This is a genomic window from Vibrio brasiliensis LMG 20546 (assembly GCF_000189255.1).
In the GTDB taxonomy this organism is placed as follows: Bacteria; Pseudomonadota; Gammaproteobacteria; order Enterobacterales; family Vibrionaceae; genus Vibrio; species Vibrio brasiliensis.
In genome coordinates this window covers 1-13560 of the sequence record NZ_AEVS01000013.1, presented here as the reverse complement: position 1 = coordinate 13560, position 13560 = coordinate 1, and the positions used below count along the sequence as shown (strand labels likewise).

Genomic DNA, 13560 nt, shown 5'->3' with positions numbered 1-13560 from the left:
GCCAATCAGTAGATTTTTCTCTAAGCAAAGTTCATTTAGCTCGTACTCGAATGGATCTATAGTGAGATTAATATCCTTAACAAACTGCTGATTTACGTACAGTTCAACTAAGTATGTACCAACAAAGAGATCGCTTTCGCTGTTAAAAAAGTCAGCATATTCAGGATTACCAATCAAAAAACGTGTATCAAACTTTTCATCGTTTTCGTCAGTTGTATTTGCCAATAAAGAGTATGAGAAAACTAGTAGAAAATAGCTAATAAACTTTAACATATTCATACTTCTTCCAAACACTGGTTACAAAAAGGGCAGGTATGATAAACACCACCTGCCCAGGAAGAATTAGTAGTATGAAACTGAGTATGCGACCGTAGAGGCGAAGGTTCCTGGTACTGAACCTGCAACTAACTGCGCTGAGAACTGTAAAGTACTATCAGGTTGCATTTGACTCTGTAAGAACTGATAAGAAGGTTCCACTGACGTAATTTCAACTGCACCACCTAAAGGTCTGGCTTTTAGCAACGCTCGGGAGCCTGTCGCTGTGCCGCTGCCGTTTTCAATGCCTTGAGGACCGAGGTTGGAGCCAGACCAAGTTACCTCTGCATTTAAATTTGTAAGGTCGCAGTTGCTATCACTAGTATCAGGTGATAAGTGGAAAATCACCTCTTGACCCGCACTATCGACAGCGGACGTTCCCAAATCTATCATAGTAACAGGGCTGCCAGTTGCACTCTCGACACTGATATTACAAGTGACAGCATTGACTGCGCCAACGAGATTTAAGCTGCCTGAATTTGCTTGTACAGTATTTGCCAGCAAGATTGCCGGAATTGTGATAAATAAGGATTTTAGGCCTGATTTAAAAGGTGCTGCATTCATATTTCTTTACTCCATATGAGTTTAGTAAGCGCTATATAAAATTAATATTTGGCTTTTAAAGCCATTAGTATTTAACCAAACCTACAAAAACAAATAGTACTACCCACCTAAAGCAGCGCGGACAAATCATTTAATATCAGTAAGCTGGAATTAAAATTACATTTAACAACGACAATTAAATATATTCACAAAGTGTATTGCGCATTCACACCTTGATTGACAATAGTATCAATCAGTTCATTAAACTTGGATATAAGATTTAGTTACCAACATTTGTAGGAAAATGATGTTCAGGCAGTATGATAGGTGTTAGAAAGGAAGGCAGACAGCTAAAAAAATCTGTCGAACTGTAAGAATATCTAGATATTAAAGAGGCATATGTCTTCACTACCAGAGTGTTGCAAAAAATAAACACTATGCCTCATATAGGTTGAATACCAACAGCTAAGCTGGTCACAAATTACTTTGTAACTGACGTATAGCCATATTCGTCAATAAGGTGTTTAGCTTCGTTACTTGATAAATATCGAATGAAATCCTCGCCTTGCTCAGAGATACTCTGTTGTTTGTATAACACTAAGAACGGGCGAGACAATTCATACTTTCCCGAAGCGATGTTCTTTCCAGTTGCCTCTACACCTTCGAACTTAATGGCTTTAATCGAACTATCAACGGATCCTGTAGAAACAAAACCAATCGCTTGTTTATTATGATTAACAATGGTTTTGACCATACTGTTACTGTTAACAACTAAGTTATCAGGGTTAATATCGGAAACCATGCGGCCATTAATGATTTTTGTTAACCCCATTAGGCTTTCAAAACTGTAACGTGATCCAGACGAAGCCTCACGCGTAACGACGGCAATTTTCTGATCGTTGCCTCCAAGCTGCTTCCAATTGGTTATCTTGCCTTTATAGATATCAAACAGCTGCTGACGAGAAACGTTTTGAACTGTGTTGGATTTGTTGACGACCACCGCTAACCCATCGAATGCAATAGGTAATACGGTCAATGCTTCGGTCTGTTCATTTACCGTCAGATAACGAGAGCTCATACCTATGTTTGCGACACCCTTGTTAACGAGCGTAATACCAGCAGTTGAACCAACCCCCTGTACTGCAATGTAACTCTCTGGATGTGAACTGTTATACTTTTCCGCCAGCACATCCATAATACGTGCAACAGAGGTAGAGCCAGATACGTTTACTTCATCTGCTAATACTGGTGCTGATACCAATGATGTAGACAAGAGTGCAGCCAGCGCAATGCGAATCATAATTTTCTCCCGGTTATTGTTCGGCCATCGATAGCCGCCAACATATTATTTCCATTAGATGACAATTTTGTGAAAACCCGGGCAGATCACTGCCTATTATATAAATACTATCTACATAGATGAGGTATTCTGAAAGCTTAGGAATACGCCAACGTTTTGAAGTGAGACTCATATGGGATTAGTAAGTCTGTTACAACGTCAGGTCGAGAGTCGTGCTCAATCTATTTGCAAGATGAGAAACCAAAATACGCCTGCTGAGCTTGGAAAGGCAGGCTATGAGGTGACAGATGATGGTGTCGTGTTTATCAAACAACATTTCTTACTCGACTCTTCTCATTGCGACTACATGGACTATATCGCTAAAGTCTCCTGGAACCATCAAGATAATCGCTGGCAGCTATCAATCCCGCATCAAACACTGTATGAAGAGTGGGTACCTTACCCGTTCCTTCCTTACAGTACTGACCTAACTGCGATTATCCGCGAAGTAGATAAAGATCCGAAAGAGATGTTTTGGAATGACTAACCTTCATCAAACCGTAAACCTTACTTCTACCCTTCGATTCAATCACTCCTTTATTTAAGCTATTAGTTAATTTCCAACTCTAGTTTCAAGCGTGCTAACTCTCTATTTACCGAGCGTAAATACGCTAAGTGCGGTTATCACTCGCGTATTCTCAAATAGGCACTCTTCATTCTGTAGGAATTATCGTATTTGCATGAAAAATAGAATTTACACAATGCTAAAACGAAGCGTAACGTAGGATAATATTACAGAATATGATATGCATTAACATGAGTGTTAAGTAGCGTCGATGATAACAATGAAACACGTCAGAGCACTTAATGTCATTCATGTATTGCTATTTTTATTCAGCTCTTTCATTAGCAGCCAAACGATAATTAGAAAGAAGTATTTACTATGTTTAGAAGTAATGGTTTAGAAAAAAACAATGTTCTTATATACGACGATCACCCTATTGTATGTGAGTCTCTTAAAATAATCCTGTCTCGTATTAAGTCTGTAGATAATATTATTTGCACAAGTAATTATAAGCAAGCAATTAGTATTATTTCGGCTCAAGATTTTGATCTATTGATCTTAGATGTTAACTTAGATAGTGCGGATGGGTTCCAGTTCTTTCGCAGAGCTAAGTCCCACGGTTATAGCGGGAAAACGGTTTTTCTCTCCTGTAATGGGCAGGACTACTGTTCCAAGGTCGCCTATGAACTTGGAGCGAATGGTTATATTGATAAATCAGAGAGCCAAGAAGTCATCGTCAACGCTCTGGAGACCGTACTCAGTGGCTACAACTTCTTTAAATCCAGTCAACGAGACATTTCATCTAAAACACCAAAGCTATCAAATCGAGAAGTGATGGTGCTGAATTATCTGCTACAAGGTAAGTCCAACAATGATGTGTCGAATATTTTAGGCTTGAGTCCAAAAACCGTCAGTACTTATAAGCGAAGAATTTTGGATAAATACGGTGTATCAAGCGTTATCGAGCTCATTGAAGTAAGTAAGCGAGAAGCTATTGTCGGTGATTAAATCGAATTGGAAACGATGCAATGGGTGGAGCTATTAATTGAAATGCCAGTCAGTCGACTGGCATTTCTACTCGATAAACGAGTAATGATTACTGAGCTTCAGATGCAGAATCTTCTACGCTCTTTACCTCAGCAAACTCTTGTGTTGGCTTAGCGACCAAACTGCGGTTTTCTTGGTTCACTTCAGTCAGAACCACTTCTAGCACATCACCCAAACGGTATGTCACTTCTTTATCAACCGAAACTGTTCCCGCGTCACCATTACATTCCAAACGCTCTTTGTTAGCTAAAATCAGAGAGCCAGGAATAAAGGCTGCCGCACCATTTTCAAGTAAACGGACGCGCATACCTGCACGATTGATATCAAAGATTTCGCCATTGAATTTTGTTTGCTTATTTGGCTCTTCAGCCAGAGTGCGAGCATATAGCCAATCACCAACATTTCGCTCAGCAATCTTATGGTGTTTTCTATGTAATGCTAACTCTTCACCCACTGTCTCATCAGCAGTCTGCTCAGGCGCTTTGCCGAGAATATGCGCTTTGAGCATGCGGTGGTTAATCATGTCACCATATTTACGGATTGGAGACGTCCATGTTGCGTAAATATCTAAACCCATAGCGTAGTGCGGCAAAGGTTGGTTACCCATCTCACTGTAACTTTGGAACTTACGAATGCGATTGTCTAAATAGCTAGTTTCTTGTTGACCTAACCAACGACGTAATTCAGCAAAACCTTCCAGTGTTACAACAGATTCGGCGCTAAATGGCAGTTCTCCGTCCGGGTTTACGAATGATAGAACATCAGCAATTTTTTCAGGTTTAAAACCAGCATGAGTATTAAATACACCTGAGTTAAATGTTTCTTTTAACGTGCGACCTGCACAGATGTTTGCTGTGATCATCGCCTCTTCAACCAGACGGTTTGCGCTACGACGCATGTCAGCGTGAATCGCAACAACATCATTATCTTCACTTAACTCGAAACGGTAATCAGGACGATCCGGGAATACTACCGCATTTTTTTCACGCCAGTCGGCACGAGCTAGTGAGAATTCGTAAAGGTCGCGAACGATTGTTGCGATTTGTTCACTTGGTTGCCATTCTGGTGACTGACCATTTTCCAGCCAATCAGATACCTGATCATAAACCAGACGCGCGTGTGACTTGATGTTGGCAGCGAAAAACTGGATATCGTCAGCGATGACGCCATCTTTGCTAATCGTCACTGTACAGCATAGTGCAGGGCGAATTTCGTCTTGCATCAGTGAACATAGCTCGTCAGCAAGGTCGCGCGGTAACATTGGAATATTGCGACCAGGAAGGTAGATAGTGAAACCACGCTCTCGTGCGACTTTATCCATTTCACTATCTGGAGTGATGTATGCGGTAGGATCTGCAATAGCAATGGTCAGCTCGAAATCGCCTGATTCTGTTTTCTTGGCATAAAGCGCATCGTCCATATCTTTGGTTGACGCACCATCGATAGTGACAAATGGAACGTGAGTCATGTCGACACGTTGTAGGTCAGCATCGTCTTTGATTTGCCAATTGTCGATACCTGCAGGTTCACTATTCGGTAGATCATTCTGAGCCAGAGTTACCCACCACGGTGCGATTTTATCGTCCGCATCAGTAATCTTCTCGCTGATTTCGACGAAGAAACCGTTGTCACCTTTTAATGGATGACGCGTTAAGTGTGCAACGACCCAATCGCCCTCTTTAAGGTCATCACTCTTAATGCCCTTACGTGTCTTTGCTTTTAGTGCAAGCTTTTTAAGCTGAGGGTGGTCAGGGGCAACATTTAATTTACCCTTAAATAGTTTCACTCGGCCAATAAAACGTGAGATACCCTGTTCAATCAGCTCTTCAGGCTCAGCTACTTCACGCTCTTTCTCTGTACGAATGATCGCTTTGACCTTATCACCGTGCATACATTTCTTCATGTACGGAGGTGGGATAAAGAAACTGGTTTTGCTATCGACTTCTAAAAAGCCAAAACCTTTCTCTGTCGCTTTGATCGTACCTTCTTTCTTAGGAAGTGTTTCTTGAATTTGCTGCTTGAGTTGAGCCAGTAGAGGGTTATCTTGGAACATCTATTCTGTTTTACCGAGTAAGTATCTAACCATAAAATAGCGCCCACTATATCACTGCGTCTATAGCCTAGCTAGCGTATAAGCATGACAATCTATCGATTAGTCACTAATTCAGTCAGTTACCAAATCGTCTCAAATGCTTATATTTCATGCTATCCGTATGGTGAGATGACTAATATATAAACGAGATTTCTCAATATAGGAAAAAATTGTGATGAAATTCAATTTTTTCTAGCTTTTTTTGTTGCTTTTAGGGAATAATCCGCCCCCTTAATATCGGTGCCCCTCACTATGTGCTCACAGACTTGCTTTGCAGTAGTGAACAGATAGCTAGCGGCATCGATAATTTTACGTCCCTAGTGGCTTGATGCGATTTACGACTTTTCCGCATCTGAATGGAATCAGCTCTCAACTGGATTGGTATTGGAATTGGTAGAGCTCGTGGGACCTTTTGTTGACATATATATAGTAGGATCCCAATGACAGATTCTGTAATTCAGTTTAGCGATCTAGCGCTTAACGACTCTATCCTTTCAGCACTTGATGGTATGGGTTTCGTTTCACCAACTCCAATTCAGGCTGCTGCTATCCCGCACCTATTGGCTGGTAAAGATGCACTAGGTAAAGCTCAAACTGGTACTGGTAAAACTGCAGCTTTCTCTCTACCTCTTCTTAACAAGCTAGACCTTGCTCAACGTAAGCCTCAAGCTATTGTTCTTGCCCCAACTCGCGAACTAGCGATTCAGGTAGCTGCTGAAGTTAAAAACCTTGGTAAAAACATCGCTGGCCTTAAAGTTCTAGAGATCTACGGTGGTGCATCTATCGTTGATCAAATGCGTGCACTTAAGAACGGTGCTCACATTGTTGTAGGTACTCCAGGCCGTGTTCAAGACCTTATCAACCGTGACCGTCTACACCTAGACGAAGTTCATACATTCGTACTTGATGAAGCTGACGAAATGTTAAACATGGGCTTCGTTGATGACGTTACTGAAATCATGGAGCATGCTCCTGAGTCTGCACAGCGTGTACTATTCTCTGCAACTATGCCTCCAATGCTAAAGAGCATTGTTGAGCGCTTCCTACGCGATCCGGAAACGATCGACGTTGCAGGTAAAAACCACACAGTAGACAAAGTAGAACAGCAGTTCTGGGTTGTTAAAGGTGTAGAAAAAGACGAAGCAATGTCTCGTCTTCTAGAAACAGAAGAAACTGACGCGTCAATCGTATTCGTACGTACTCGCCAAGACACTGAGCGTCTTGCTGACTGGCTATGTGCTCGTGGTTTCAAAGCATCTGCACTTCACGGTGATATTCCTCAGTCGCTACGTGAGCGTACTGTTGACCATATCAAGCAAGGTGTTATCGACATCCTGGTAGCGACTGACGTTGTTGCTCGTGGTCTAGACGTTCCACGTATTACACACGTATTCAACTACGACATCCCATTCGATGTTGAGTCATACATCCACCGTATCGGCCGTACTGGTCGTGCTGGCCGTAAAGGTAAAGCGATTCTTCTAGTTCGCACTAACCAGCTACGTATGCTGCGTACTATCGAGCGTGTAACTAAGTCATCAATGGAAGAAATTCAACTTCCACACCGTGACAAGGTTGCTGAAGCTCGTCTGGCTAAACTAGGCGCAGAACTAGAAACTGAGAAAGAACACAAAGCACTAGAGAAGTTTGCTGAGCTTGTTGATAAGCTACAAGAGTCTCTAGAGCTAGACGCGGCGACACTAGCAGCAATTCTGCTTAAGCGTCAGCAAGGTAAACGTCCACTGTTCTACATTGGCGAAGATCCAATGATCGAAGCAATCGAGCGTGATAAACAACGCCGTAAAGAGCGTCGTGAAGGTGGCCGTGATGGTCGTCGTGAAGGCGGTCGTAGCTTCAATACTCAAGATTGGGATACTTACCAGCTGCAAGTTGGTCGTGAACAAGGCGTTCAGGTTAAAGACATCGTTGGCGCTCTTGCAAACGAGCTAGGCCTGACTAAAGGTTCTATCGGTGCTATCAAACTAGCACAAGGCGAAACTTACGTTCAGCTACCAAAAGCAATGTCGTCTGAAACGGCAGGTAAGCTACAGAAACTACGCATCCGCCAAAAACAAGTTGATGCTGTAGTTTGTGACTTCAACGATTTCCGTGAGCCTCGTCGTGGTGGTGGCCGTGACGGTGGTCGAGGTCGCGATGGCGGTCGTCGTGAAGGTGGCTACCGTGGTAACCGTGACGGCAACCGTGAAGGCGGCTACCGTGGCAACCGTGAAGGTGGTCGTGATGGTAACCGTGAAGGTGGCCGTGGCCGTCGTGATGGTGAGCGTCGCTTCGACCGTAACCGTGGTGGTGATCACCGTGGTAACTACCGTGGCGAACGTGGCCATGGTCGCGGTAACCGCAGCGAAGGTTAATCAACCGACTCAAATAAAAAAGGATACGCATTGCGTATCCTTTTTTTATGCCAGCAACATAGTGACGACTATGCGTTGTTATTAAAAATATACTTATCCATCAAAGTGACCATGCGGCCAATCTCAGGTTTGGTAATTGTATCATTGGCACCTAACGCTAATGCCTTCGCGCGGTTATCTTCACTCATTAATGAAGAGAACATGACAATCGGAAGCGTAGCGTATGCATCACTTTCTCTTAGTCTTTTCACTAAGTGCATACCGTCCATACGTGGCATTTCTACGTCGGTTACTACACCATCGATAAACTCACTAATCGGTAGGTTTTCTTCCTTAGCGACTTCAATTAAGTTCATCAGTTTATCGTGTGCTTCGCCACCGTCTTTACACGCAATAATGTTATAACCAGAAGAACTTAGCGTTTCCTGAATCATTGAACGAATAAACGCTGAATCATCAACCACCATAACGGTTCTGGCATTACGTTTTTGCACCATACGCTGGTTAAGATCAACACTCTTATCCAGTGTTACATCGTATTTTTCCATACTCAGTTCTGGGTTGATATCAGCGATGATTTTTTCAAAATCCAATATCATGATCAGATTGCCATCTTTACGCACCACCGCAACCACACAATCTTGCTCGCCAGCTTCTAAGAACTGACTTGGTGACTCAACATCGTTCCATGAGATACGGTGAATACGACTAATACTGTCAATTAAGAATCCGTTAGTCATATTATTGAAGTCAGTCACAATCACGAATTTACGTGCATTGTCTTTAGACGTCGGAACACCTAGCCACCCCGCAAGGTCAACCAGCGGTGTCAAAATATCACGAGATGAAAAAACGCCTACCATGTGAGGTTGGGCATTCGGGTAATCTGTCGTATCTGGCACCTGAATGACTTCGCGAACCTTAGCAACGTTAATACCGTAGTAGCAGGTTTTCTTGCTCCCATCAGGCAACTCTTTGACTAAGTGGAACTCAATTATTTCCAGTTCATTGGTGCCGCTTTCCGTTAAAATCGTACTACTAGATCCGCTCATAATTCTACTTTCATTATTTATTCACTATTAGTTATCGTCATCAATTACTAATACTTTTATACTTTTTAACGTCAATTCAATATTTTGTAAATCTAATCATTAAACTGACTTCAAACTTCTTACTATCCGGAGACTTCAGGCTACTAGTGAATCTTAATCGATCGCCTGCCAATGAGGAGGCATTGTGATTCCCCAACGCTCTAATTCTGATTTTGAGTAAATCGCCTTACCCTTGCTACCAGTCGCAATCGGTATCACTAACGGCTGCCCATGCTCTACAATCTGATTGACCATGGTAGCGGCTTCAGCACCTTGGCTTTGACCAAACAAGACCACCCCACCAACGGCTTTATCTACGCCAACCGCAAAATCCCAGAACGCAAACAGTGGCAACTGTGAATTTTCGCTGGTCCATTTAATCACTTCTGCCGCGGGCACATTGGCCCCACTCTCATTAACTAAGGTTTGGTAAAGGCCGACAATAATTAATGTAAAGCCTTGCTCTTTAGCGGCCATTACCTGCTCCCTCCAGGATTGCTTGGTCGCAATGGCTTTAATCTCTACTTCAATTCCGAGGTTCTTACGGATCAGAGTGTATTGATTTTCGATATACTCTTTGGCTATTTTCGATGTCACACCAGAATCAAACAGAACCAACACCTTAAAGTCCGGTGTTGAGAAGATCTTCCTTAACTCCCCAAGCGACTTTACAAACAACGGGCGCTCTAACACCCCTGTGACTTTGGCTTTCCCCCGATACTGCTTTAACAATGCTCTCGGATTGGCATTGACACCAAGAAAGACGATAGAAATAGGTTCATCATATAGCTTAGGCAACATATGACTTAATGCATTGTCGTCACCTAGCATCACTATATCGGGCTGAAACCTCTGATAGACAGCGAACGCTTCGTTTGCTTTTCGCTTAAACTCCTCAGTGGGCAAACGCTTGGTGTCCATCTCAAATCTTTCAAATTCTACTGATGGTAACAGGGTCTGTTCAATCCCCTTAACGTAACTCGCGTCCCAAGGATAACCAGAGTGGTAACTCTCTATAAGCAGCACTTTAGTTGCACACACTTGCGACGAGAAAATAAGGCATATCCATATCCAGCGCATAATACTTCTCCTACCATGTTCCTTTAGTGTAGTTGCCCTGTCACAACTCTCCACATACATCTATCAATCAAAATTACATCAGGGGTCTATAATGAATTAATAAACTTTTGAATGACTAAGTATGAGCCGAACCAGAGATATCGAAGAGAGCCAGCAAAACCCCCTCTATAGCCGCATAGGACGGCGGATTATCTTGATCATGGTGCTTCTTAGTGGCGCCATTACCGTATTGACTACCCTCCTTCAACTGACATGGGATTACCGCAAGGAATTTGATACCGTCAAACAGCGTCAGGTAGAAATTCGGGATATTCACGCTCCGTTAATTGCTGCATCGCTGTGGGATTTTAATTTAGTCTCTTTGCAACAAGAAATAGACGGTCTGGTTAACTTGCCCCGAGTAGACTACCTGCGTATCTACAGTGGTGAATACACCTTTGAGGCCGGTACTGAAGTTGTCGACAACCCCATAACCAAACGGTATACGCTGCTCTATCATCACCCAAACTCAACCCTTGTTGAGGAAATAGGCCAGATAGAGATTCAGACCGATGCTCAGGATATATATGACTATCTTATTTGGCAGGCCATTTACACACTGGTTTTGAATGCAGGTAAAACCTTGTTCGTCTGCTTTTTTGTTTTGATGGTATTCCATAAGAGTGTGAATCGTCGATTGTTTGCTATCGCAAAGTACTTACGAAAATACAATCCCAGACATCCAGCCAAAGCCCTGCGGCTTCCCCACTTCCGCTGGATATCAGAAAAGGATGACGAAATAGACTGGCTGGCAGAAGAAGCAAATAAGATCACCAGTAATGTCACCCGTTTATATGACAACATTCAGCAGGAGCAGGAACGACTCAAGGAGTTTGCCCATGTCTCCTCTGATTGGTTGTGGGAAACCGACCAGTTGGGTCATCTCACTTATGCCTCCGATAGTATGCTGGCAGCACTTGAAATCCCAAACGATACCAAACCACTGCTCAGGAAGTTGTCAGCTCTGGCTCACTGCGAACAGTTACACCAAAAGCTCATGCATCAGGGTGACTTTGCAATGTGTGAAGAGACGGTCACTATCAACTGTATTACCCACTACTTACTATTCCAGGCAAAAGCGCGCTTCGAAAATGACAAATTTATTGGTTTTCGCGGCACGACTATCAATATCACCGAACTTAAGCTGACCCAGATTGAACTCGAAGAGCTTAACCAGAATCTAGAACATACCGTCGCCGCGCGGACTCTTGATCTCAAACAAAGCATGGAGCAACTGAAAAAGACTCAAGAGCAGCTAGTCGAATCTGAAAAACTGGCAGCGTTAGGCGGGCTCGTGGCTGGTGTCGCCCATGAAGTGAATACACCACTAGGTATTGCAGTAACCGCGACATCGGTGGTGAAAGATATTACTAATGAAGCGACCCAAGCTTTTGCCAACCAGAGCCTGACCAGCGAACAGTTCTCTATGCTAATGGAACAACTCACTGAAAGCTCCACTATGCTGGAACACAATTTGAACCGAGCCGCTAAGCTGATTAGAGACTTTAAACAAACCGCTGTCGATCAAGTTTCTGAAAGCCGTAGTCAGTTTAATATTCATCAGGTTCTCGAAGCGCTGATAGCAAGTCTGCATCCGGAAACACGTAAAGTGCCTGTCGTCCCCGAACTCAAAGGGCAACAAAGCCTGACAATGAACAGTCTGCCAGGTGTGTTAACCCAGGTCATATCGAATCTAATCATGAATAGCATCAATCACGCCTTTCACGATCAGCCTACAGCCCAAATCGAGATTGAGTTCAGGGAATTGGAAGACTTAGTCATTGTTGAATACCGCGATAACGGCTGTGGTGTCGAGGAGTCCCTGCATCAAAAAATATTCGAACCCTTTTACACAAGCAAGCGTGGAAAAGGAGGCTCAGGGTTAGGGCTTAACTTGGTATTTAATCTGGTTAAGCAAAAGCTTAAAGGTGAGTTAACGTTTAAGTCTGAACTGGACAAAGGGGTCTACTTCGAGCTGCGTTTACCGAAAAACCTCCCTTCGTCTCAATCACCAGAGCAGGATAGCCACAGTTAATCTGGTAAAGAATTACGGATTTCAATAAACATATCCCAGTGCTCGACTAACAAATCGACCAGTTCGGGGTCAAAGTGACGTCCTTTTTGCTGCGTAATCTCGCGTCTTATTTCTTCGTCACTCCAGGGTTCTTTGTAACTACGCTTCGAACCGAGCGCATCGAACACGTCAGCCAAGGCTGCGATACGTCCGCTGATTGGTATCTCGGTTCCCTTTATTCCATTGGGGTAGCCAGTTCCATCCCACTTTTCATGATGGTAGGCAGCAATCTCTTTCGCCATTACAATCAAGCGACGTCTTGAGCGACTTAATATTTCCACACCATAGTCAACGTGGCGCTTCATTACCTCCCATTCATCACTATCCAGCTTTCCTGGTTTATGAAGAATAGAGTCCGGCACCGCCACTTTTCCTACGTCATGTAGAGGAGCAGCATGTTTTATTACGCTGGCCTCTTTGTCCGTTAACCCATACAACAACGCGAGCTTCTCGCAAAACAGAGCGACACGTTGTACATGAGCGCCCGTTTCGCGACTGCGCGCTTCAACGGCGTTGGCAAGACTATATACCAGCTCTTTTGACGTCTCTTTAAAGTCAAACAGCAAACTGAGGTTTTCAAAGGTTAAACCTATATTCTGCATATAGATTTCCAGTAACTGAATATCAAGGCTGGATAAGTTCTTGTAAAAGTTAACATAGAGGAGGCTATCGGCTCCCTGTTCATCACTGGTAAACAGGATGAAGGCATCACCAAAATGTTGTGAGCTCCTCTGCTTAAGCACTTGTTGGCAGCGTTGCGACACCTCTTCGGGCAAACGTTCAAATTCGCACTCAGAGCAGAAATCGACGTAGTCGCCCGTCGCGGCAAGGGTTAGTGCTCGCGAAACTTCCCCGTCTGGTTGAGGCTGAACAACACAGTAAAATGCTGACTTTTCTAGTTGTAGTAACGAGGTCAGCTGCTCTAACACTGACGCAGCGTAGTCCTGTATTGTGGTGGTATTTTGGACTTTTGCTGAGGACTCGATGACTTTTTTTAAGCCCTGTTTTTGCTCTTCGATCAGACATAAGTCTCGGTAGGAGCGCAGCATCGAATAGAGTAGTG

11 protein-coding genes are annotated in these 13560 nt (G+C 43.4%); 4 read left to right on the top strand and 7 right to left on the bottom strand.

Annotated features, from left to right (window positions below; all coding sequences use genetic code 11):
* The 3 genes from RH46_RS22395 to RH46_RS02445 form a co-directional block, all read right to left on the bottom strand.
* The coding region (locus RH46_RS22395; protein ID WP_040894920.1) for a hypothetical protein at positions 1-279 on the bottom strand (279 nt) is incomplete at its 3' end.
* A 63-nt stretch (positions 280-342) separates the two neighbouring features.
* A complete protein-coding gene (locus RH46_RS02450; protein ID WP_006877817.1) occupies positions 343-879 on the bottom strand; it encodes a fimbrial protein in 537 nt (178 codons plus the stop codon).
* A gap of 460 nt (positions 880-1339) precedes the next feature.
* Positions 1340-2158, bottom strand: coding sequence for a phosphate ABC transporter substrate-binding protein (locus tag RH46_RS02445; protein ID WP_006877816.1), 819 nt, complete (start codon positions 2156-2158; stop codon positions 1340-1342).
* Between the two features lie 172 nt (positions 2159-2330).
* On the opposite strand from RH46_RS02445, the gene RH46_RS02440 reads away from it, so the two are divergent.
* Together RH46_RS02440 and RH46_RS02435 are read left to right on the top strand one after the other, a co-directional pair.
* On the top strand, positions 2331-2684 hold the full coding sequence (locus RH46_RS02440) for a DUF3024 domain-containing protein (RefSeq protein WP_006877815.1): 354 nt from the start codon (positions 2331-2333) through the stop codon (positions 2682-2684).
* 396 nt (positions 2685-3080) lie between these two features.
* On the top strand, positions 3081-3710 hold the full coding sequence (locus RH46_RS02435; RefSeq protein ID WP_006877814.1) for a response regulator transcription factor: 630 nt from the start codon (positions 3081-3083) through the stop codon (positions 3708-3710).
* Between the two features lie 88 nt (positions 3711-3798).
* On the opposite strand, the gene rnb is transcribed toward RH46_RS02435, so the two are convergent.
* Complete coding sequence (gene rnb, locus RH46_RS02430; RefSeq protein WP_006877813.1) at positions 3799-5802, bottom strand: exoribonuclease II; 2004 nt, start codon at positions 5800-5802, stop codon at positions 3799-3801.
* A 479-nt stretch (positions 5803-6281) separates the two neighbouring features.
* Between rnb and RH46_RS02425 the strand changes: the two genes are divergently transcribed.
* Complete coding sequence (locus tag RH46_RS02425; RefSeq protein ID WP_006877812.1) at positions 6282-8213, top strand: DEAD/DEAH box helicase; 1932 nt, start codon at positions 6282-6284, stop codon at positions 8211-8213.
* 68 nt (positions 8214-8281) lie between these two features.
* Here RH46_RS02425 and RH46_RS02420 read toward each other — a convergent pair whose 3' ends face one another.
* Positions 8282-9265 carry a chemotaxis protein gene (locus tag RH46_RS02420; protein WP_006877811.1) on the bottom strand — a complete coding sequence of 328 codons (984 nt, stop codon included), beginning with the start codon at positions 9263-9265 and terminating at the stop codon, positions 8282-8284.
* 153 nt (positions 9266-9418) lie between these two features.
* On the bottom strand, positions 9419-10384 hold the full coding sequence (locus tag RH46_RS02415; protein WP_006877810.1) for an ABC transporter substrate-binding protein: 966 nt from the start codon (positions 10382-10384) through the stop codon (positions 9419-9421).
* A gap of 121 nt (positions 10385-10505) precedes the next feature.
* On the opposite strand from RH46_RS02415, the gene RH46_RS02410 reads away from it, so the two are divergent.
* Positions 10506-12458, top strand: coding sequence for a PAS domain-containing sensor histidine kinase (locus RH46_RS02410; protein WP_040894915.1), 1953 nt, complete (start codon positions 10506-10508; stop codon positions 12456-12458).
* Here the strand turns inward: RH46_RS02410 and RH46_RS02405 are convergent.
* Positions 12455-13560 (bottom strand): DUF3369 domain-containing protein (locus tag RH46_RS02405; protein ID WP_006877807.1); only part of this gene is annotated, 1106 nt, incomplete at its 5' end. The genes RH46_RS02410 and RH46_RS02405 overlap by 4 nt on opposite strands.